Here is a 21,973-nt window from a genome sequence, read left to right as displayed (position 1 = left end):
TCAACTAAGGTTTCTAAAGTAATGGCCATTAAAAAAACAGAACTCTATTCATCTCTTTGGGCAAGCTGTGACGAACTGCGTGGTGGTATGGATGCCAGCCAATACAAAGATTACGTACTGACCATGTTGTTTATGAAGTACGTATCAGACAAATACAAAGGTGACCCTTACGGCATGATTGTGGTGCCAACAGGTGCCAGCTTCGATGATCTGATTGCGCTTAAAAATGATAAAGAAATTGGCGACAAAATTAACAAAATCATTGCCGCCCTTGCCGAAGAGAATGATTTAAAAGGCGTGATAGACGTAGCCGACTTTAACGATGAAGATAAACTTGGCAAAGGCAAAGAGATGGTTGACCGTCTTACTAAGCTGGTGGGTATTTTCCAAGGCTTAGACTTGTCAGATAACCGCGCTGATGGTGACGACCTACTAGGCGATGCTTACGAATATCTAATGCGTCACTTTGCGACAGAATCGGGTAAATCTAAGGGCCAGTTCTATACGCCTTCAGAAGTATCTCAAATTCTAGCTAAAGTGGTAGGCATCACTAAGGACACCCCACAAGATGCGACAGTGTATGACCCTACTTGTGGTTCAGGCTCTCTACTATTAAAAGCCAGTGATGAGGCACCACGCGGTTTATCTATCTTTGGTCAAGAGATGGATAATGCCACCAGCGCATTGGCGCGTATGAACATGATTTTGCATAACAATGCGACGGCTAAAATCTGGAAAGGTAACACCCTTGCTGACCCGCAATGGAAAGACGCCGCAGACAAGTTAAAAACATTCGATTTCTCCGTTGCCAACCCTCCGTTTTCTAATAAAAACTGGACTAGCGGTTTAAACCCAAAAGACGATCTGTTTAAGCGCTTTTTTTGGGGGACACCACCAGAAAAAAATGGTGATTATACTTTCTTGCTGCATATACTTACCAGTCTAAAAAGCACAGGTAAAGGTGCGGTGATCTTGCCGCATGGGGTGTTATTCCGTGGTAATGCTGAAGCTGATATTCGTGAAAACCTAATCAAGCAAGGCTACATAAAAGGTATTATTGGTTTACCTGCAAACCTGTTCTACGGTACGGGCATTCCTGCTTGTATTATTGTTATCGATAAAGAGCATGCTCGAAAAGTGACCGCAGATCCTGAGGGGGCAATGCAAGGCCGTTCAATCTTTATGATTGATGCTAGTAAGGGCTTCATTAAGGATGGCAATAAAAACCGCCTGCGTAGCCAAGACATTCACAAAATCGTAGATGTGTTTAATAAGGGCTTAGAGCTAGAGCGTTTTAGCCGCTTAGTTAGCGTTGATGAAATCGCCAGCAATGACTATAACCTCAATATCCCCCGTTATATTGACTCAAGTGAGCCAGAAGATCTACACGATTTAAGTGCCCACCTACAGGGCGGTATCCCAAATACAGATATCGATGCCCTAGAGCATTTTTGGCAGGTATTCCCTAATATTCGCGCCACCTTGTTTGAATCGGCCCGAGCTGGCTATAGCCATGGCCTAGTGGAAGCGAGCAAGGTTAAAAGTAGCATTCTGGCTCATCAAGAATTTAAAGACTTCGCTAATAGTAGCTTACTACCGTTTAAAGCATGGGTTAAACAGGCAGCGTTAACGGAGATATCTCTAGGTGACAGCCCTAAAGAATTGATTCATGAAATTTCAGAGCAACTACTAACGGGTTACGCCAACAGCGAACTGCTGAGTAAATACGATATTTATCAAATATTAATGGATTACTGGGCAGAGTCCTTTCAGGACGATGTCTATGTGTTGGTACAAGATGATTGGATTGCGGGTAAAGTACTGCGTGAACTGGTGGCCGTTCAAGGCGAAAAGCTCAAAGAAACACCAGATTTAGTTATCACCAAGAAAAAATATAAAGCTGAGCTAATCCCGCCAAGCCTCATTGTGGCCCGCTATTTTGCTGATAAACAAACAGCGATTGACGAACTACAAGCCAAACAAGACGCGGCGACTCAAGCGCTAGAAAGTTACCTAGAGGAACAAGGAGCAGAAGACGGTTTATTGGTGGAAGCTATTAATGATAAAGATAAAATCACCAAAGCGAGCGTAGCCGCAAGAACCAAGCTCGCAACTGATAGCGAAGAGCTCTTAGTACTGAAGCAAGCGACTAAACTGTTCAATGCCGATACTGCCGCTAAGAAGGCAATGAAAACTGCGCAAGAAGCGTTAGATTTAGCTGTATTTGGACAATATCCAAAACTAAGCATTGATGAAATAAAAAGCCTGATAGTGGATGATAAATGGTTATCTACCCTGCAAGCTAATATTGTTGCTGAGATTGAGCGCGTAACCCAGCAAATGGCTAACCGTGTTAAACAGCTAGAAGAGCGTTACAGCGCACCATTGCCAACACTCACGAATTCGGTTGATGAATTGAGCGATAAAGTAGCAGGCCACCTCAAAGCCATGGGATTGGAGTGGACGTTATGAGTTCACTTCAAGTAATACCTGAAGGGTATAAACAGACTGAAGTAGGGATCATTCCTGAAGATTGGGATGTCAAAATATTTGGTCAGGTAATGAATATAAGGCACGGTAAAGATCAAAAATCAGTGCAAGTTACAGATGGCTTGTATCCAATTTTTGGAACTGGTGGGCAAATGGGTACCACGAATACCCCTCTTTATGACAAGCCTTCTGTATTAATTGGTCGAAAAGGAACAATCAATAAGCCAAGGTTTATGGATACTCCATTTTGGACAGTTGATACATTATTTTATTCAGAAGTATCTAGTAAAGACTCTGCAAAGTTTATTTATTATAAATTCTGCATGATTGATTGGATGCAATACAATGAAGCTTCAGGTGTGCCAAGCTTAAATGCAAGTACTATCGAGAGTGTTTTCAATTCATTTCCTAAACTAGAAGAACAAACTGTCATCGCCAATGCTTTGTCTGATGTTGATGCGCTATTAGCCGAGTTGGAAAAGCTCATCGCCAAAAAACAAGCGATTAAAACTGCCACCATGCAGCAACTGCTGATAGGCAAGACTCGTTTGCCACAGTTTGCGACTTATACTGATGGAGAAAAGCAAGGGCAGACTAAAGGTACTAAACCAAGCGAGCTAGGTGAAATTCCTGAGGACTGGGATGTTGCTAGGATGGGAGATATTTCAAATGTTAACCAAGGGTTACAGATAGAAATTGAACAAAGAAAATCATACCAGTCAGAAATATCTAAGCCTTATATAACAATTCAGTCACTAAAATTAACAGAGCCGACAGAGTTCATTGATGAGTACTCCTCAGCCGTCTGCTGTGTGGAAGATGAAATTCTCATGACTAGAACAGGTAATACAGGAATAGTTGTAACTGGTGTTACAGGTGTTTTTCACAACAACTTTTTTAAGATTGTTTACCAAAAATCCAAATTAAATAAGGATTTTTTTGTATGCTTTTTACGTTCTTCAGATTCAAAAAAACGTATATTGGATAAAGCAGGGACAAGTACAATCCCTGACTTAAACCATAATGATTTTTATTCATTACCAATTATATTACCCTCGAAAAACGAACAAACCGCCATCGCCACTATTCTCTCCGATATGGATGAAGAGATTCAGGCACTAAAGCAACGCTTATCTAAAACCCGTCAAATCAAACAAGGCATGATGCAAGAGCTTCTGACGGGCAAAACTCGCTTGCCGTTTGAAAAGACTAATATGAAATCGCAAGGAGAGCCCCATGCCGACTGAGCAAAGCCTAGCGCAGCTACAAGCGCTATTGCGTGAGCTGTGCCACTTGCCAAACGAAACTGAGTGGGTGGAGTTTAAACATAATAATGCCGATGCGCCGATGGTGGGGGAGTATATCTCTGCTTTGGCCAATTCGGCAGCCTTGCTCGGTAAGCAGTCTGCTTACATTGTGTGGGGAGTAGATGATAAGACTCAAGAAGTTATTGGTACGGACTTTAAGCCTGCTAGCGCGCGTCATAAGCAGCAAGAATTAGAAAGCTGGTTGCTGCAAAAAACCGCCCCTAAAATCCATTTTCAGTTTTATACGTTCGAAAGCGCCAATGAAAAACCCGTAGTGATTTTAGAAATACAAGCCGCCAGCCATACTCCGGTGCAGTTTGATGGCACCGAGTACATTCGCGTGGGCTCGTACAAAAAGAAACTGCGTGAGTTTGCTGAGAAAGAGCGCGAGCTATGGCGTGTTTTTGACAAAGTCCCGTTTGAGCAACAAGCGGCAACTGAAAATAGCAGCGCTGAAGAAGTGTTGCAACTGCTCGATTACCCTGCTTATTTTGAGTTAACGGGTCAGCCATTACCGGAAGGACGCGATGGTATTTTAGCGGCCTTACAAGCAGATAGATTGATAAGTAAAACCGACAGTGGTCACTGGAGCATTGCTAACGTAGGGGCTATTTTGTTTGCTAAAAAGCTACAAAGTTTTCAGCACCTTGGCCGCAAAGCCGTTCGCCTTATTCATTACCGTGGCAATAGCCGTGTTGAAACCGTGCGAGAGCTGGTGGGTAATAAAGGTTATGCAGCAGGCTTTGAGGGCTTGATTGACACCATTAAAACGTTACTCCCTGCCAATGAAGAGATAGGTAAAGCCTTTCGCAAAGAAGTACCAATGTATCCAGAGCTGGCTATTCGTGAGCTGGTGGCCAATGCCATTATTCACCAAGACTTCTCACTAACGGGCACAGGCCCAATGATAGAGCTATTTGATACTCGTATGGAGATAACTAATCCGGGCATACCGCTGGTGGATACAGATCGGTTCATAGACTCACCGCCACAAAGCCGCAATGAAATGCTGGCCTCGTTTATGCGCCGTATCAATATCTGCGAAGAACGCGGCACGGGTATTGATAAAGTTATATTTCAAACTGAGTTGTATCAATTGCCCGCCCCCATTTTTGAAGTTACTGACAGGCATACACGCACAGTGTTATTTGGTCATAAGCCGTTTGCAGAGATGGATAAAGAAGATCGTATTCGCGCTTGTTATCAGCATTGTTGTTTACGTTATGTAAGCCGTGAACATATGAACAATGCCTCTTTAAGAGAGCGCTTTGGTATCGAAACCAAAAATAGCGCCACAGTGAGTCGAGTGATTAAAGATGCAGTAAGTAGCGGACTGGTTAAGCCTTATGATCCTGAAGCAGGAGCAAAAGCGATGCGTTATGTACCGCATTGGAGCTAATTTGCTTGATCGTTGCTTGATAAAATAACAATAACTTCTCGATTACTTGCTTTATTCTTGCTTAAGTGGTTGATTTGTAGGGTTGTAATTTGCTTGATCGTTGCTTGATAGCCATTTGCTAGAAAGGGTTTGATAGAAAGGAATGAATGGATGAGTACTGTAGGCCAAAAAGAGCGTGCAACCCAAGATCGCGTAGTTCGATTTTTTCGGGACCAGTTAAAGTATGACTACCTAGGAAACTGGGAGTACCGCGAAGGTAACCGCAACGTTGAAACTAATCTACTAAGCAGTTGGTTAAAAAAGCGTGGCATACCTGAAGCATTGATCGCACGTACTTTACGTAAGTTGGATATGGCCGCAGCACTGGGTGAAGGTAAAAAGCTTTACGACGCCAATAAAGAAGTCTATCGGTTACTCCGTTATGGCGTTAAAGAGAAAGAAGGTGCAGGTGAGCTAAATCAGACGGTATGGCTAATTGACTGGGAAGACATCGAAGCGAATGATTTTGCTATAGCAGAAGAGGTGACAGTAAAAGGCGAACATAAAAAACGACCTGATATTGTACTGTATGTAAATGGTATTGCCTTGGGTGTGATTGAGCTTAAGCGTTCGTCTGTAACTGTGAGTGAAGGCATTCGACAAAACCTCGATAACCAGAAAAAAGCCTTTATTCGTAACTTCTTTACCAGCATGCAGCTAGTCATGGCAGGTAATGATACCCAAGGTATTCGTTATGGCACCATCGAAACCACAGAGAAATACTATCTAGAATGGAAAGAACCAAGCAGTGATACCGCTCTACCACAGGGTGGTATTACGGCTGATACCATCTTAGATACTCATCTAGCACAACTGTGTGACAAGAAGCGCTTCTTACAGCTAATTCATGATTTTATTGTGTTTGATGCAGGGGTTAAAAAGACCTGTCGCCACAATCAGTTCTTTGGAATTCAAGCGGCTAAAAAGCATGTGAACTCCCACTCAGCTAACAAGCAAGGTGGGATTATTTGGCATACCCAAGGTTCAGGAAAAAGCTTAACCATGGTGTGGTTGGCTAAATGGATTAGAGAGAACGTTAGTGACTCTCGTGTACTTATTATTACTGACCGTACAGAATTAGACGAACAGATTGAGACGGTATTCTCTGGTGTTGATGAAGAGATCTATCGTACTAAAAGTGGCCGTGATCTTATTGCCACCTTAGGTGAGCCTAATCCATGGCTGCTGTGCTCGTTAGTGCATAAATTTGGTCGTAATGGTGAAGACGATAACGAAGAAAGTGAAGCAGCTACGACTGAATATATTGAATCGCTATCTAGTAGCGTGATGAGTAACTTTGCCGCTCAAGGGAAGTTATTTGTGTTTGTGGATGAATGCCATAGAACTCAGTCAGGCAAGCTGCATTGCGCGATGAAAACCATTTTACCTGATGCGATGTTTATTGGTTTTACCGGGACACCGCTGATGAAGAAGGATAAGAAAAAGTCCTTAGAGGTATTTGGCCCTTATATTCACACCTATAAATTTAACGAAGCGGTAGAAGATGGTGTGGTACTCGATCTACGTTATGAAGCGCGTGATATTGATCAGCATTTAACGTCACAGAAAAAGGTCGACCAATGGTTTGAAGCTAAGACTAAAGGTATTTCTAACCTCGCGAGGATGCAGCTTAAGCAGAAGTGGGGCACCATGCAGAAGGTGCTGTCGAGTAAATCTCGCTTAGAACAGATTGTTAGCGATATCTTGATGGATATGGAGTTAAAACCAAGGCTAATGGATGGCCGAGGCAATGCAATGCTGGTGTGTGCCAGTGTGCATCAAGCTTGTGTAGTGTATGACTTATTTAGCAAAACTGATTTAGCGGGTAAGTGTGCCATTGTTACCAGCTATCAGCCAGTAGCGGGCTCAATTAAAGGTGAAGAGTCGGGAGAAGGCTTAACCGAGAAATTATTTAAGTACGACACCTACCGGAAGATGTTGGCAGATTATTTTGAACAAAGTGAAGACGATGCGGCAAAACGTGTAGAAGAGTTTGAAAAGTTGGTGAAGAACCGATTCATCAAAGAGCCCGGACAAATGCGTTTGCTTATAGTTGTAGATAAGCTGCTAACGGGTTTTGATGCGCCTTCAGCTACCTACCTTTACATTGACAAAAGCATGGCTGATCACAACCTGTTCCAAGCTATTTGCCGCGTAAACCGTCTTGATGGTGAAGATAAAGAATATGGCTATATTATCGATTATAAAGATTTATTCCGCTCTTTAGATAAAGCGATTAAAGACTACACCGCAGAAGCGTTTGATGGTTACGACCAAGATGATGTCGCAGGTCTGCTTAAAGATCGTCTAGTGCAGTCTCGTGAAGATTTAGACAATGCGTTAGAAATGGTTCGTGCCTTGTGTGAACCTGTAAAAACGCCACGTGATACAAAAGATTTTATCCATTACTTTTGTGGAGAGTCGGGTGTTGAACCCACTGATATCGATGAGCGATCAGAAAAAGAAGCACTCCGTTTAACCTTGTATCAAGCAGTAGCTAAGCTTTTAAGGGCATACGCCAACTTGGCTAATGAGATGGAGCAAGCGGGTTATTCACCTACTGAGGCCAACAGTATCCGGCAAGAAGTTATCTACTTTGAGAAGGTACGTGACGAGGTTAAGTTAGCCAGTGGCGACTTGCTGGAAATGAAGCGCTTTGAACCTGCGATGCGCCATCTTCTGGATATGTACATTCGTGCTGATGATAGTGAATTACTCATGGACTTTGAGGAATTAGGCCTCATTGATTTAGTGGTGAATAACAACGGTGAAGGGTTAGATTCATTACCTAAAGACCTACGCGAGAATGAAGAAGCGATGGCTGAGGCTATTGAGAACAATGTGCGCAAAACGATTGTGGATGAAAACCCAATCAACCCGAAATATTACGATCAAATGTCGTCATTGTTAGATGAGATTATTAGACAGCGCCGCGAAAAAGCGCTGAACTATCAAGAATACCTTGAGCAGATCAGAGAGTTGGCGAAAAAAGTGGTAAACCCTAGCGGTAATCGTAGCGCAAGTTATCCTGATTCTGTTGATACAGCAGCTAAGCAATCACTGTATGACAACTTGGGTAATGATGAAGTGCTGACAGCCAAAATTGATACGGCTGTACGCTACACTAAAAAAGCCGATTGGTTAGGTGACCGCTTTAAAGAGCGTGAAATAGCTAACGCTATTCGCGAAGAAACCAAAGGCTATGACGTTGATATTGTGGAAGTGATGGAGCGAGTGAAAGCACAGAAGGAATATCATTAATGTCGGTAACAGGCAGTGAAGATATTCTTATTGGCGGTATAGAGGTTCAAGTCAATCGTAAGGCGATTAAAAACTTACACCTAAGTGTATTGCCTCCTCAAGGGCGTGTACGTTTGTCCGTTCCACACGGGACAGGTGAGCAAGCAATCCGTCTGGCCATTATTAATAAGTTAGCTTGGATAAAGCAACAGCAGGCCGATTTTGCTGCCCAGCCTCGCCAATCAACTCGAGAAATGGTGAGCGGTGAAAGTCATTACCTTTGGGGTAAACGCTATCGACTGAATATTGTTGATACCTTGGGTAAGCATGCTGTGATAGAAAAAGGCGTAACTAAACTAGAGCTAGCGGTAACAAAAAATACCAGTGTTGATAATCGCCTTAAGTTGCTTAATGGTTTTTATCGCAAGCGAATGCAAGAATCTATCGCTAGGCTACTCCCTCATTGGCAAGCGAAGCTAGGAGTTGAATCAAATGATATCGGCATTAAGAAGATGAAGACCAAGTGGGGAAGCTGCAACATACAAGCAAAAAGGTTGTGGCTTAACCTAGAGCTGGCTAAAAAGCCACCAGAGTGTATGGAGTACATATTGGTGCATGAGCTAGTCCACTTAATTGAACGCCACCATAACGAGCGCTTCAGAGCCATTATGGATAAAAATATGCCTGACTGGCGTGAGCGCAGAAACTTACTTAATAGCTTGCCTTTGGCTTATGAGGATTGGAGTTATTAGTAGCAGAGTTCAAGTCAGAGTTCGTTGTTCGGTCTTAGTGGTAGTACTAGGAGTTACTATGATCACTTATCAGACAGGTAATACTTTGCATGTTCAGCCGTCATTAACACCGCAAATACGGTAGGCGTGATGGGGAAAGGTTTAGCTCTGTAATTTAAAAAAGCACTTCCTGATAACTTTAAAGTTTATAAGAACGCATGTGATGATAAATCTCTCGTAATAGGGCAAGTATTATTCGTACCTCTAAACTCAATCAATACACCATTTTATGTGATTAATTTTCCAATCAAAACACATTGGAAAGGTAAATCGAAGTTTGGAATTATCTAAATCAAGAAGGCTGCCAAAGGCAGCCTCTTTTATATACCCACTTAACTTTACCCTTTTCGGGCTTTAATCTGTATGTAGAGATCTCTTTATTACTTCAGAATCTTTGAGCGTTTAAATTGTCCCCGTACCCAGAGTGGTTTTTGGGATGTTAAGGCTTGCAATTATCCCTTATTTAATGCGCTCTAAGAATACACCCGCTTCCATATGATGAGTGTATGGGAACTGATCAAACAGTGCAAAACGCGTGACTTTGTGTGTGGTGGACAAGACATCTAAATTATCTTTCAGAGTATCAGGGTTACAGGAAATATAAATAATACGCTGATAACTTTGCACCATTTTACAGGTGTCTACATCCATGCCAGCTCTTGGCGGATCGACAAAAATCGTATTGCAGTCGTAGCTTTTTAAATCCACTCCTGCATCTTTGAGGCGGCGAAACTCTCTTTTTTCTTCAATGGCTTGTGTGAATTCTTCTGCCGAAAGGCGCAAGATTTGTACGTTATCAATTTTATTTGCCGCAATGTTATATTGGGCTGATTCAACGGACGGTTTGGCAAGTTCGGTCGCCAGTACACGTCTAAAGTTTTGCGCTAGAGCCAATGAAAAATTACCGTTGCCGCAATACAGTTCAAGTAGGTCACCCTGACTGTTATTGGTGCAATCTATCGCCCACTCCAACATTTTCTCTGCCACCTTACCATTAGGTTGAGTAAAGCTGTTTTCTACTTGTTGATATAGATATGGCTGCCCATTTACGTTTAGCTTTTCGATAACATAATCACGATCGAGGACAACTTTCATTTTTCGTGCTCGTCCAATGATATTTAGTTGGTAGCCTTTGTCGATTAAGTGTTGTTTGAGTGCTTTTGCGTTTTCAGTCCACTTTTCATCAAGTTGGCGGTGATACAGAAGCGATACTAGGATTTCACCGCTCAGCGTTGATAGGAAGTCAACTTGAAATAGCTTACGACGCAGGGAATCATTCGCTTTCATGGCGTCAATTAGTAATGGCATCACATCATTAATCAAACGACTGGCGGCTGGAAACTGATCAACACGATACTTTTCACGAGTTTCCTGATTGAACATGATGTAGTAAAGATCATCACCCTCATGCCAAACACGAAATTCAGCGCGCATTCGATAATGCTGGCTTTCAGATTCAAACACCTCTAGCTTTGGCATTTGGTAACAAGCGAACATTTGTTGAAGACGCGTTTTTTTTTCAATCAATTGTTCTTGGTAGCCTTGTGGGTTTACGTCAAGATTCGCCATGCTTTTTACCTTAGGTTGTTGCCCGTTGAGGTTGTATTTCATTTAAGAGCGCAGATTTTATTCAATCTCAGCGTTATGTCCAGTCTCATTCCAGATATGCTTTAAACATTATGGGTCAATTGCTTTTTATCTTAGGGGATTAGCGGGTGTTATAAATCGATAATATAAGTGGACAAAATATCAATTGATTAATAACATCATCGCCAAGCTGGTGCTTTCTAGATGTATAGATGGCTGAGAAAGGGAATCTGGTGCAAATCCAGAACTGACGCGCAGCGGTAAGAGAGAACGAAAACTCCAATGACACTGAATGAGACATCATTTGGGAAGTCGAGTGATTAGGTAGCATGTCCATGCTCTTGAGTCCGAATACCTGCCAGCAGCTGAGCAGTGGTATTGGAGTGTAATACTTCAAGCTCGGTAGGACTTACGCGATTTAGGAAATATAACAATGAACCGAACGATTTTAGCGATGGCAATAGCATCGCTGCTTCCCCATGCCTCCCTTTTATCTGCCCAAGAACAAGCTGTTGATGACACTATGGTTATTTTGGCAAAAAGTGACTTTAACAACTCGATAGAAGACATCCCTTCTAATATAACGGTTATTAACTCAAATGATATAGCGGCGAGTGGAGCTAAGAGCCTTGATACTTTATTGCGAGCTAGAGCTGGCATTCAAATTTCTGACACAAATAGTGGACCTTCATTTGCTATGCGAGGTTTTAGTGGTGGCCAGGCTTCAAGTAATACCCTTATCCTTGTCGACGGCCGTCGTTTAAACAAACTAGATCTCTCAACGCCGCAAATTAGCTCTATTCAAGTCTCTCAGATTGAACGGATAGAAATTTTGTCAGGCAGTGCAGGTGTATTATATGGCGATCAAGCGGTTGGCGGGGTTATTAATATCATCACTAAAGAGAACAAGGAAGATGAAGGCAATATTTCGCTAAGTATGGGAAGTTTTGATTCTTTAGCTGGGGCAGTCGATATATCTAAAAAATTAACTGATAGATGGAGCTTATTTCTGAGTGCTAATCAGGACAATACTGACAATTACCGCGAACACAATCGGCGGGAATCTGGCATGTTACTGGCCCGCATTAATTATGCTAAAGATGATACAAAGTTTTACACAGAAGCAAGTTATTACGACAATAACCGCGAGACCCCAGGATCTCTAACCAAAGAGCAATATGATCAAGATCCAACCCAATCCATCTCGTTTTCTCCGACAGATTACAGCCATGAAATAACGAAAGCTTTACGTATCGGCTATCAATTTAATCCAAGTGACTCTTGGCTATTTAGTACAGACATTATATATGACAACACCACAGGTTCTGGTATTGCTTGGGGAGGCGAGAAAAGTAGCTCAGGCAAGCAATTGGTAGGTTCAGTCACCGTAGAAAAGCAATTACTAAATGACTCTGGTCAGGGGAACATTCTCATCGGGTTTGAAGGAGCTGAACGAGACCTGGCTTATAAAGTTTCTAGTACAGATCGAGAACTTGAACAACAGATGTTAAGCGCTTATGGGCAGCTTAACCTGCCCATTGTCGTAAATCTTACCCTAACAACAGGTGCGCGCTATAGTCGTGTAACCGACAGCATTTACGATGTGGCTGTTTACCCGGATGAAGAGAAGTTACCTGAAAGTCAAGATGCCTATGAGCTAGGCTTTAACTATAAGCTTAGTGAATCACAGCGATTGTATCTGAGAGGTGAGAGTAACTTCAGGTTTGCCAAGATTGATGAACAAGCTTATACCTCTCCTGGTGTCATGGGGCTAAAGCCTCAAACTGGCAAATCTATCGAGGCTGGCTGGGGGTTAATCAAAAATGATTTTAGTGTCAAGGTAGATGTATTTAACCTTCGATTGGAAAATGAAATAGTATATGACCTCAGTGCCCCGAAACCAATTGGTGGTTCATTCGATGGTGCTAATGTTAATGCTGATAAATCCGAGCGTAATGGTGTGAGTGTCAGTGGTGATGTGTATATTCAGCAAGATGTCCAACTCGGCATGGAATACAGTCTAGTTGACGCTGAATTTACCGCTGGTGAGTATGAGGGGAATAAACTTCCTTGGGTTTCTCGCAGCAGTGGTCGTATTTTTGCGACTTATGATATTAACTACAATTGGCAATTCTTTGTGGAGGGCGTTTATACCGGCACACGTTACAAAGATGGCGATAAATCGAATAGTCTTGATAAGTTGCCTGCATATTGGCTAGGAAACACTGCGCTTAATTTTACGCAAGATGTTTGGTCAGCAAGTCTTCGAGTCGATAATCTGCTTGACGAAAAGTTTCCTGTCAGTGTTAACAGTTCGGGAGCATATTACCCTGGTGATGGCCGTAAAGTGATACTGACTGGTACCTACAAGTTTTAATAAAACTGGAAACCGCTTTCGGGTGGTTTTGTTTAGTTATTACTAGCCAAATCGACGATACCTATTCTCACCCATTTAACGAAAAGATTGCCAAATTAAGCTTAGTGAGTATGATTGGCCAATCGAATAGTGTGGGTTACAAAGTGTCGCAACAAACAAAAATCCTAATTTTTGACTCTGGGGTCGGCGGGCTTTCTGTATTTAAAGAGATAGAAGCAAAACTGCCAGCGCTCAACTACTTCTACATTTTTGATAATGCCGCTTACCCATATGGCGAGCTAGGGCATGATACCCTCATTGCGCGTGTTGAGACGCTGGTGTGTCAGTATGTGGAAAAGCTCGCTATCGATCTGGTTGTTATTGCTTGCAACACGGCTAGCACTATTGTTTTACCTACTTTACGGGCTAAATTATCCATTCCTATAGTGGGTGTTGTGCCAGCTATAAAACCTGCGTCTAATCTTGCCAATAAAGCGGTTGGTCTGATTGCGACACCAGCAACTGTTACTCGTGAGTATACCCAAGACTTAATCAGAGATTTTTCTAAAACTAAACCAGTGGAGTTGTTAGGCTCGACTTTATTGGTTGATATGGCTGAGGAAAAACTGCGTGGGCGAGAGTTATCACACCTTGAGCTACAACAAGCTCTAGAGCCAATAGCAGGTAAGATAGATGTTGCAGTCTTGGGTTGTACTCATTTTCCTCTTATTAAAGAAGAAATCCAAAATGTATTGGGCGAGCACGTATTACTTGTTGACTCGGGAGAGGCAATAGCTCGTCGAGTACTAGAATTACTTGGGCAAAGAGCAGAAAGGGATTATAGAGGGCAACGTGAAATTTATTCAACAGCTCCTCCGTATGAAGAAGGAGCGCTGAATATTATGCTGAAAAAACTAGGGTTTAGTCCAGTTCAGCTTGAGATTTTGGATCGTTAGCGACTCGCACTTTCAAAGTGCGTTGCATATAATCCTTTTCATTCAATCCTTCTATAGTTTTGGCAACATCAGTTGCTGCCATTACAACAAAGCCGAAGCCTCGTCTTTTACCGGTCCTCTTATCCTTCATAAGGCGCACAGCAAAGACTTCGCCATGTTTGGCGAATAAGTCTTTAACGTGTGACTCATTGGCCTTGTATGGCAAATTACCGACATATAAGGTTTTGGTTGTTGCGTCATGACTGATTGCTGCTTCAGCTGAGGTGTTTGAAAACCTAATAACAAGAATGGAAACAAAAACACCAACAACAAAGCTGAGTGCAGGGTGAATATCAACCTGTGAAAATATGATTCCACCCAATATAACTAAGGCGACAATCATTAACATTGATTTATTTGAACTCATATTGGGATACAACTTCGTAAATTAAGAATTAAATGCCTAAGCATTATTGACATAGACACACAGATCTTACGTATATGGTTGCTGTTTTGCCAACCTATTGGTGTGACGTGATTCAAATGTTGCAATTTTATCCTAAGCAAATGGTGACTTGGTCTATTTTTGACCAAACGATCAACAAGTGATAAAAAACACTTGTGATATTTATTATCACCCATATAATGCCGCCTCACCAACTAGGAGTGCAAGCAGTACTTCAAATTGGTAAAACTAGAGCAAAAATTATGAAAAAAATCTTGACTCTAGATAATGGAAGCGTATTATACGCATCCCTAACGACAATGCTTAACAGGTTGTTAGTAAAGCTCTTTAACAATATAAACCTATCAATCTGTGTGGGCACTCGTTGATGATAATCCAAAAATGATTCTATTGAATCACTTTAGGTATCAATGAACTGAGTGACCAATACAAATAACGACTTTCTCTTGTAGAAAGGCATTATTTGGCACAGTCAATTCATTATCGTTCTGTTCCTATTTATTTAAGAAGAGAACGATAATAGCTTTAGAATTACATGTTTCTGTTTATTTTCGAATAAGCGGTAAATATTAGTTTTGAAGTCAGTATTCATTGAGCCCAATCCTATTTAGTTAGGAAATCAAAACTTTAAATTGAAGAGTTTGATCATGGCTCAGATTGAACGCTGGCGGCAGGCCTAACACATGCAAGTCGAGCGGAAACGAGAAGTAGCTTGCTACTTCGGCGTCGAGCGGCGGACGGGTGAGTAATGCCTGGGAAATTGCCTTGATGTGGGGGATAACCATTGGAAACGATGGCTAATACCGCATAATGCTTTTGTTTGTAATGAACGGGAGCCAAAGAGGGGGACCTTCGGGCCTCTTGCGTCAAGATATGCCCAGGTGGGATTAGCTAGTTGGTGAGGTAATGGCTCACCAAGGCGACGATCCCTAGCTGGTCTGAGAGGATGATCAGCCACACTGGAACTGAGACACGGTCCAGACTCCTACGGGAGGCAGCAGTGGGGAATATTGCACAATGGGCGCAAGCCTGATGCAGCCATGCCGCGTGTATGAAGAAGGCCTTCGGGTTGTAAAGTACTTTCAGCAGTGAGGAAGGTGGATGTGTTAATAGCGCATTCATTTGACGTTAGCTGCAGAAGAAGCACCGGCTAACTCCGTGCCAGCAGCCGCGGTAATACGGAGGGTGCGAGCGTTAATCGGAATTACTGGGCGTAAAGCGCATGCAGGTGGATGATTAAGTCAGATGTGAAAGCCCGGGGCTCAACCTCGGAATAGCATTTGAAACTGGTCATCTAGAGTACTGTAGAGGGGGGTAGAATTTCAGGTGTAGCGGTGAAATGCGTAGAGATCTGAAGGAATACCAGTGGCGAAGGCGGCCCCCTGGACAGATACTGACACTCAGATGCGAAAGCGTGGGGAGCAAACAGGATTAGATACCCTGGTAGTCCACGCCGTAAACGATGTCTACTTGGAGGTTGTGGCCTTGAGCCGTGGCTTTCGGAGCTAACGCGTTAAGTAGACCGCCTGGGGAGTACGGTCGCAAGATTAAAACTCAAATGAATTGACGGGGGCCCGCACAAGCGGTGGAGCATGTGGTTTAATTCGATGCAACGCGAAGAACCTTACCTACTCTTGACATCCAGAGAAGCCAGCGGAGACGCAGGTGTGCCTTCGGGAGCTCTGAGACAGGTGCTGCATGGCTGTCGTCAGCTCGTGTTGTGAAATGTTGGGTTAAGTCCCGCAACGAGCGCAACCCTTATCCTTGTTTGCCAGCGAGTAATGTCGGGAACTCCAGGGAGACTGCCGGTGATAAACCGGAGGAAGGTGGGGACGACGTCAAGTCATCATGGCCCTTACGAGTAGGGCTACACACGTGCTACAATGGCGCATACAGAGGGCGGCCAACTTGCAAAAGTGAGCGAATCCCAAAAAGTGCGTCGTAGTCCGGATTGGAGTCTGCAACTCGACTCCATGAAGTCGGAATCGCTAGTAATCGTGGATCAGAATGCCACGGTGAATACGTTCCCGGGCCTTGTACACACCGCCCGTCACACCATGGGAGTGGGCTGCAAAAGAAGTAGGTAGTTTAACCTTCGGGAGAACGCTTACCACTTTGTGGTTCATGACTGGGGTGAAGTCGTAACAAGGTAGCGCTAGGGGAACCTGGCGCTGGATCACCTCCTTATACGATGATTATTTTTGATGAGTACCCACACAGATTGATGGTTTTGAAGCGCAAGCTTCGAGCTATTTTGCTCTTTAACAATTTGGAAAGCTGACGAACAATAACCGTGATTGGTTGTTGTTCAAATAAAAGTTCTCAAATCCTAATGATTCTTTTTAACGAAAGAATGATTGGGTACCAACACACATTCAAGTGTTCTTGGAAACACCACAATTCGTTGTGGCGTTTATATTTGAGTCCGGCAAAATCGAACGCTGTCTCGCTCATTCAAATAATGAGACAGCAACTTTGGTTGTTTAATTAACAACACCAACTGAGCAAGACTCTTTGGGGTTGTATGGTTAAGTGACTAAGCGTACACGGTGGATGCCTTGGCAGTCAGAGGCGATGAAAGACGTAGTAACTTGCGATAAGCCCAGATTAGGTAGTAACAACCGTTTGAGTCTGGGATGTCTGAATGGGGAAACCCACGTGCATAAGCACGTATCATTAACTGAATACATAGGTTAATGAGGCAAACCGGGGGAACTGAAACATCTAAGTACCCCGAGGAAAAGAAATCAACCGAGATTCCGAAAGTAGCGGCGAGCGAAATTGGATTAGCCCTTAAGCTTTACACGCGTTAGACGAACAGCCTGGAAAGGCCGACAATAAAGGGTGATAGTCCCGTAGTCGACGACGTGTGTTCAGTGAAATCGAGTAGGACGGGACACGTGATATCCTGTCTGAATATGGGGGGACCATCCTCCAAGGCTAAATACTACTGACTGACCGATAGTGAACCAGTACCGTGAGGGAAAGGCGAAAAGAACCCCTGTGAGGGGAGTGAAATAGAACCTGAAACCGTGTACGTACAAGCAGTAGGAGCACCTTCGTGGTGTGACTGCGTACCTTTTGTATAATGGGTCAGCGACTTATATTCAGTAGCAAGGTTAACCATCTAGGGGAGCCGTAGAGAAATCGAGTCTTAACTGGGCGTCGAGTTGCTGGATATAGACCCGAAACCAGGTGATCTAGCCATGGGCAGGTTGAAGGTTGAGTAACATCAACTGGAGGACCGAACCGACTAATGTTGAAAAATTAGCGGATGACTTGTGGCTAGGGGTGAAAGGCCAATCAAACCTGGAGATAGCTGGTTCTCCCCGAAATCTATTTAGGTAGAGCCTCGGACGAATACTACTGGGGGTAGAGCACTGTTAAGGCTAGGGGGTCATCCCGACTTACCAACCCTTTGCAAACTCCGAATACCAGTAAGTACTATCCGGGAGACACACGGCGGGTGCTAACGTCCGTCGTGGAGAGGGAAACAACCCAGACCGCCAGCTAAGGTCCCAAAGTATAGCTAAGTGGGAAACGATGTGGGAAGGCTTAGACAGCTAGGATGTTGGCTTAGAAGCAGCCATCATTTAAAGAAAGCGTAATAGCTCACTAGTCGAGTCGGCCTGCGCGGAAGATGTAACGGGGCTAAGCTATACACCGAAGCTGCGGCAATACAGTTTACTGTATTGGGTAGGGGAGCGTTCTGTAAGCCGTTGAAGGTGTGCTGTAAGGCATGCTGGAGGTATCAGAAGTGCGAATGCTGACATGAGTAACGATAAAGGGGGTGAAAAACCCCCTCGCCGGAAGACCAAGGGTTCCTGTCCAACGTTAATCGGGGCAGGGTAAGTCGACCCCTAAGGCGAGGCCGAAAGGCGTAGTCGATGGGAAACGGGTTAATATTCCCGTACTTCTTACAATTGCGATGGGGGGACGGAGAAGGCTAGGTGAGCCTGGCGACGGTTGTCCAGGTTCAAGTGCGTAGGCTTGAGAGTTAGGTAAATCCGGCTCTCTCCAAAGCTGAGACACGACGTCGAGCACCTACGGGTGTGAAGTCATTGATGCCATGCTTCCAGGAAAAGCCTCTAAGCTTCAGATTGTAAGAAATCGTACCCCAAACCGACACAGGTGGTCGGGTAGAGAATACCAAGGCGCTTGAGAGAACTCGGGTGAAGGAACTAGGCAAAATGGTACCGTAACTTCGGGAGAAGGTACGCTCTTGTCGGTGAAGTCCCTTGCGGATGGAGCTAACGGGAGTCGCAGATACCAGGTGGCTGCAACTGTTTATTAAAAACACAGCACTGTGCAAAATCGTAAGATGACGTATACGGTGTGACGCCTGCCCGGTGCCGGAAGGTTAATTGATGGGGTTAGACTTAGGTCGAAGCTCTTGATCGAAGCCCCGGTAAACGGCGGCCGTAACTATAACGGTCCTAAGGTAGCGAAATTCCTTGTCGGGTAAGTTCCGACCTGCACGAATGGCGTAATGATGGCCACGCTGTCTCCACCCGAGACTCAGTGAAATTGAAATCGCTGTGAAGATGCAGTGTACCCGCGGCTAGACGGAAAGACCCCGTGAACCTTTACTACAGCTTGGCACTGAACATTGAGCCTACATGTGTAGGATAGGTGGGAGGCTTTGATATGTGCACGCCAGTGTGCATGGAGCCATCCTTGAAATACCACCCTTGTATGTTTGATGTTCTAACTTAGACCCATTATCTGGGTCAAGGACAGTGCCTGGTGGGTAGTTTGACTGGGGCGGTCTCCTCCCAAAGAGTAACGGAGGAGCACGAAGGTGGGCTAAACACGGTTGGACATCGTGTGGTTAGTGCAATGGCATAAGCCCGCTTGACTGCGAGAATGACAATTCGAGCAGGTGCGAAAGCAGGTCATAGTGATCCGGTGGTTCTGTATGGAAGGGCCATCGCTCAACGGATAAAAGGTACTCCGGGGATAACAGGCTGATACCGCCCAAGAGTTCATATCGACGGCGGTGTTTGGCACCTCGATGTCGGCTCATCACATCCTGGGGCTGAAGTCGGTCCCAAGGGTATGGCTGTTCGCCATTTAAAGTGGTACGCGAGCTGGGTTTAGAACGTCGTGAGACAGTTCGGTCCCTATCTGCCGTGGGCGTTGGAAGATTGAAGGGGGCTGCTCCTAGTACGAGAGGACCGGAGTGGACGAACCTCTGGTGTTCGGGTTGTCATGCCAATGGCATTGCCCGGTAGCTAAGTTCGGAATCGATAACCGCTGAAAGCATCTAAGCGGGAAGCGAGCCCTAAGATGAGTCTTCCCTGACCCCTTGAGGGTCCTAAAGGGTTGTTCAAGACTAGAACGTTGATAGGCAGGGTGTGTAAGCGTTGTGAGGCGTTGAGCTAACCTGTACTAATTGCCCGTGAGGCTTAACCATACAACACCCAAAGGGTTTTGTTGTGGACTCAAAGTAGAACATTGAATGTGTAGAGAACGCTCTTTAAAGAGTAAGCAGCTTTCCAGATTTTGACCGGTTGCGAGTGCGCAGCGGGTCACCTAATTTGCTTGGCGACCATAGCGTTGTGGACCCACCTGAACCCATGCCGAACTCAGAAGTGAAACACAATAGCGCCGATGGTAGTGTGGGGTCTCCCCATGTGAGAGTAGGACATCGCCAGGCTTCAAATTTAGACATACAGTCTAACCAGTGCGGAGCGGTAGTTCAGTTGGTTAGAATACCGGCCTGTCACGCCGGGGGTCGCGGGTTCGAGTCCCGTCCGCTCCGCCAATTCTTCTCAACCCCAGCAGCAATGCTGGGGTTTTTCTATTTTGCCTTACAAAAAGCTAAGATTATTCTAAGTTCTTGTGAACATATTTTTGGATAAAAGGCACAACTTCAGATTCAAACCATGGATTACGCTTTAGCCAAAGAGTATTGCGAGGTGAAGGGTGAGGTAGGGGTAGGTAATCCGGAGCCCATTTATGCCATGAACGAACGGTTTCAGTCAGGGTTCTTGGCTTATCTTTTAAGTAATGAGCTTGAGCATATTGCCCGACTAGTAGTGTCATACTGATATTGGGCAATAGCTTTAAAACATCATCGTGCCATAGTGGGGCGCATTCTTTTCGGGGTGGAAGGTCACCACCTTTGCCCTTACCTGGGTAACATAGCCCCATCGGCATGATGGCAATTTTATTTGCGTCATAGAAAGTCGATGCTTCAATATTCAGCCAGCTCCTTAACCTATCGCCACTTGGATCATTCCATGGTATTCCCGTCTGGTGAACTTTTGTACCAGGCGCTTGGCCTATGATCAGTAGTTTTGCCTTGCTACTGGCTTGAATAATAGGTCTAGCACCAAGAAGTAAATCTGGCTCACATAATCTGCATTGACGAATTTCGTTTAGAAGTGCTTCAAGCATTAATAGCCTTTTGTTAAATCAACTTGGTTAATTAATGCGAAACCATCACGCCAGCGTTGATAATTCTCCGCAAAAATCCCTATAACCTTGTCGGGAAAGCTAAGGGCGGCAATGTGTGGTGTGATTGTGATATTTGGATGGTGCCAGATTGGATTGGATTCATCTAATGGTTCTTGTTCGAATACATCAAGAAACGCGTGTTGAACTGAGCGGTTTTGAAGTGCGCCAATTAGCCCATTTTCGCAGACAGCATTGCCACGTCCGACATTAAATAACAAAGCAGAGGTACATTGAGATAAGCTGTTTTCATTCAATATATGGTATGTTTGAGGTGTACTGGGTAGTGTATTAACTATGATATCAGTCCGCCTCAGTACACTATTTAACTCTTGGATGTGATAGGTTTCATCAAATGGAGAGTTAATCGCGGGTATACCACTGCGATTGATGCCGATAATCTTAATGCCAAACGCTTGAGCTACTTTTGCTAAATGACTTGCTATAGAGCCGGTACCGAGTGTCAGCATGGTTAGGCCGTCTAGGGTACTATAGTTTTTGGGCTGCCAACGAGAATGACACTGCGCTTCTCGATAATGGGGTAAATGACGAAAGTGCTGAATCAAATAACCGAACACATATTCTGAAATTTGTTGGCCAAATATTCCTTTAACATTAGTGAGCAAGAAGTTATCACTTGTAGTTGATGCTAGTGCATCAACACCAGCATATACAGATTGAATCCACTCAAGAGATGGGAAATCATCTAGAATATGAACGGCCAGCGGCGGAGAGGCGAGTAGGATGCTCGCCTCGCAAGGTTTGTCTGTTATTTCTAACTCTGGCAGGTCTAGCTCAGCCATTAGCTTTTGGTAAACCTCGTTATGTTCAGTAAGTAAATAAACTTTATTGGTCATTTTCTTCATCAGCTTGGCTTTTTTCCACTTTGGTTATCAAGTAAACT

General features: G+C 44.1%; 11 protein-coding genes, 1 tRNA gene, 3 rRNA genes and 1 riboswitch. Of the genes, 11 read left to right on the top strand and 4 right to left on the bottom strand.

Annotated elements, in window-relative coordinates:
• Positions 1-21 precede the first annotated feature (21 nt).
• The 5 genes from OCV27_RS13910 to OCV27_RS13890 all read left to right on the top strand — a co-directional run bounded on the left by OCV27_RS13910 (position 22) and on the right by OCV27_RS13890 (position 9,227).
• Positions 22-2,472 carry a type I restriction-modification system subunit M gene (locus OCV27_RS13910; RefSeq protein ID WP_125321456.1) on the top strand — a complete coding sequence of 817 codons (2,451 nt, stop codon included), beginning with the start codon at positions 22-24 and terminating at the stop codon, positions 2,470-2,472.
• Entirely contained in the window at positions 2,469-3,737 is a 1,269-nt protein-coding gene (locus OCV27_RS13905) for a restriction endonuclease subunit S (protein WP_125321454.1), read from the top strand. Before OCV27_RS13910 ends, OCV27_RS13905 begins: the two co-directional genes overlap by 4 nt.
• Positions 3,727-5,196, top strand: coding sequence for an ATP-binding protein (locus OCV27_RS13900; RefSeq protein ID WP_125321452.1), 1,470 nt, complete (start codon positions 3,727-3,729; stop codon positions 5,194-5,196). The genes OCV27_RS13905 and OCV27_RS13900 overlap by 11 nt, the downstream gene beginning before the upstream one ends.
• 150 nt (positions 5,197-5,346) lie before the next feature.
• Complete coding sequence (locus OCV27_RS13895; RefSeq protein WP_125321450.1) at positions 5,347-8,496, top strand: type I restriction endonuclease subunit R; 3,150 nt, start codon at positions 5,347-5,349, stop codon at positions 8,494-8,496.
• Positions 8,496-9,227: a M48 family metallopeptidase gene (locus OCV27_RS13890; RefSeq protein ID WP_125321448.1), complete on the top strand. Its 732-nt coding sequence runs from the start codon at positions 8,496-8,498 to the stop codon at positions 9,225-9,227. Before OCV27_RS13895 ends, OCV27_RS13890 begins: the two co-directional genes overlap by 1 nt.
• Before the next feature lie 498 nt (positions 9,228-9,725).
• Here the strand turns inward: OCV27_RS13890 and trmA are convergent, their stop codons facing one another.
• Complete coding sequence (gene trmA / locus OCV27_RS13885; protein WP_125321446.1) at positions 9,726-10,835, bottom strand: tRNA (uridine(54)-C5)-methyltransferase TrmA; 1,110 nt, start codon at positions 10,833-10,835, stop codon at positions 9,726-9,728.
• Positions 10,836-11,027: 192 nt separating this feature from the next.
• Positions 11,028-11,230: riboswitch (cobalamin riboswitch) on the top strand.
• Between the two features lie 56 nt (positions 11,231-11,286).
• On the opposite strand from trmA, the gene OCV27_RS13880 reads away from it, so the two are divergent.
• Positions 11,287-13,230: a TonB-dependent receptor family protein gene (locus OCV27_RS13880; RefSeq protein ID WP_125321444.1), complete on the top strand. Its 1,944-nt coding sequence runs from the start codon at positions 11,287-11,289 to the stop codon at positions 13,228-13,230.
• 110 nt (positions 13,231-13,340) lie between these two features.
• Positions 13,341-14,165, top strand: coding sequence for a glutamate racemase (gene murI / locus OCV27_RS13875; protein ID WP_125321443.1), 825 nt, complete (start codon positions 13,341-13,343; stop codon positions 14,163-14,165).
• Here the strand turns inward: murI and OCV27_RS13870 are convergent.
• On the bottom strand, positions 14,131-14,571 hold the full coding sequence (locus tag OCV27_RS13870) for an RNA recognition motif domain-containing protein (protein ID WP_125321441.1): 441 nt from the start codon (positions 14,569-14,571) through the stop codon (positions 14,131-14,133). The genes murI and OCV27_RS13870 overlap by 35 nt on opposite strands.
• Positions 14,572-15,239: 668 nt before the next feature.
• Between OCV27_RS13870 and OCV27_RS13865 the strand changes: the two genes are divergently transcribed.
• The 4 genes from OCV27_RS13865 to OCV27_RS13850 all read left to right on the top strand — a co-directional run bounded on the left by OCV27_RS13865 (position 15,240) and on the right by OCV27_RS13850 (position 20,377).
• A 16S ribosomal RNA gene (locus OCV27_RS13865) occupies positions 15,240-16,797 on the top strand.
• A gap of 339 nt (positions 16,798-17,136) precedes the next feature.
• Positions 17,137-20,026 (top strand): 23S ribosomal RNA (locus tag OCV27_RS13860).
• Positions 20,027-20,153: 127 nt separating this feature from the next.
• Positions 20,154-20,269: ribosomal RNA gene (gene rrf, locus OCV27_RS13855) — 5S ribosomal RNA — on the top strand.
• Together the 16S, 23S and 5S rRNA genes with 1 tRNA gene alongside form the textbook arrangement of a ribosomal RNA operon.
• Before the next feature lie 31 nt (positions 20,270-20,300).
• Positions 20,301-20,377 (top strand) — tRNA-Asp (locus tag OCV27_RS13850).
• A gap of 62 nt (positions 20,378-20,439) precedes the next feature.
• Here OCV27_RS13850 and OCV27_RS13845 read toward each other — a convergent pair.
• Positions 20,440-21,012: a uracil-DNA glycosylase family protein gene (locus OCV27_RS13845; RefSeq protein ID WP_125321499.1), complete on the bottom strand. Its 573-nt coding sequence runs from the start codon at positions 21,010-21,012 to the stop codon at positions 20,440-20,442.
• On the bottom strand, positions 21,012-21,935 hold the full coding sequence (locus OCV27_RS13840; RefSeq protein ID WP_125321500.1) for a D-2-hydroxyacid dehydrogenase: 924 nt from the start codon (positions 21,933-21,935) through the stop codon (positions 21,012-21,014). The genes OCV27_RS13845 and OCV27_RS13840 overlap by 1 nt, the downstream gene beginning before the upstream one ends.
• Positions 21,936-21,973: the final 38 nt, after the last annotated feature.

The organism is Vibrio pectenicida (assembly GCA_024347015.1).
Classification (GTDB): domain Bacteria; phylum Pseudomonadota; class Gammaproteobacteria; order Enterobacterales; family Vibrionaceae; genus Vibrio; species Vibrio pectenicida.
The sequence above is the reverse complement of the archived record's forward strand: the minus strand, read 5'-3'. Positions and strand labels throughout refer to the sequence as shown.

Bases quoted from the DNA above. Each gene is read 5' to 3' on its own strand.
- OCV27_RS13880 (WP_125321444.1), top strand. From the start codon at position 11,287: ATGAACCGAACGATTTTAGCGATGGCAATAGCATCGCTGCTTCCCCAT.
- OCV27_RS13905 (WP_125321454.1), top strand. From the start codon at position 2,469: ATGAGTTCACTTCAAGTAATACCTGAAGGGTATAAACAGACTGAAGTA.
- trmA (WP_125321446.1), bottom strand. From the start codon at position 10,835: ATGGCGAATCTTGACGTAAACCCACAAGGCTACCAAGAACAATTGATT.
- OCV27_RS13840 (WP_125321500.1), bottom strand. From the start codon at position 21,935: ATGAAGAAAATGACCAATAAAGTTTATTTACTTACTGAACATAACGAG.
- OCV27_RS13845 (WP_125321499.1), bottom strand. From the start codon at position 21,012: ATGCTTGAAGCACTTCTAAACGAAATTCGTCAATGCAGATTATGTGAG.
- OCV27_RS13895 (WP_125321450.1), top strand. From the start codon at position 5,347: ATGAGTACTGTAGGCCAAAAAGAGCGTGCAACCCAAGATCGCGTAGTT.
- murI (WP_125321443.1), top strand. From the start codon at position 13,341: ATGATTGGCCAATCGAATAGTGTGGGTTACAAAGTGTCGCAACAAACA.
- OCV27_RS13890 (WP_125321448.1), top strand. From the start codon at position 8,496: ATGTCGGTAACAGGCAGTGAAGATATTCTTATTGGCGGTATAGAGGTT.
- OCV27_RS13870 (WP_125321441.1), bottom strand. From the start codon at position 14,571: ATGAGTTCAAATAAATCAATGTTAATGATTGTCGCCTTAGTTATATTG.
- OCV27_RS13910 (WP_125321456.1), top strand. From the start codon at position 22: ATGGCCATTAAAAAAACAGAACTCTATTCATCTCTTTGGGCAAGCTGT.
- OCV27_RS13900 (WP_125321452.1), top strand. From the start codon at position 3,727: ATGCCGACTGAGCAAAGCCTAGCGCAGCTACAAGCGCTATTGCGTGAG.